The organism is Ferrovum myxofaciens, assembly GCF_000735045.1.
GTDB classification, from domain to species: domain Bacteria; phylum Pseudomonadota; class Gammaproteobacteria; order Burkholderiales; family Ferrovaceae; genus Ferrovum; species Ferrovum myxofaciens.
The window spans coordinates 1-391 of the sequence record NZ_JPOQ01000525.1; the positions used below are offsets into that span (position 1 = coordinate 1).

Sequence of the window (391 nt, forward strand, 5' to 3'; positions counted from 1 at the left end):
CTGTGGAGAATTGGCGCAATCAGGCCGTTCCGTGAAGCAGGAACCCGCCGAAGCGACTACACAGGGGCTTGCCCTTGTGTAGCGCCGTAGGAATCTCCGGCATTCATGCCGGGGAGGATGTCAAAAGCCTACCAAGACCTCCACTACGGTGAGGGTTAATTCGGACGTGATGCTGTGGCTCAAGTCGAAAGGCAAGGGCTATCAGACTCGCCTGAATGAGATTTTGCGCAAGGCGATGGTCGAGGAGATCAACGAGGCGCACGACCACTAATGTGACTGTCACGGCTATCTACAAACTGCAACACGAAATTCTGGCAGGGGTAATTATTTGTCAGCATTTTCCTTGTTCGATAGCGCGTGTTTGCACATGATTTGCTTTATGGCTATGATG

Annotated in this window: 1 pseudogene; it reads left to right on the forward strand. The window is 52.2% G+C overall.

The window, feature by feature from the left end:
• Positions 1-121 precede the first annotated feature (121 nt).
• A pseudogene (locus IV91_RS17615) lies at positions 122-271 on the forward strand (BrnA antitoxin family protein); the annotation flags it as partial.
• Positions 272-391 lie beyond the last annotated feature (120 nt).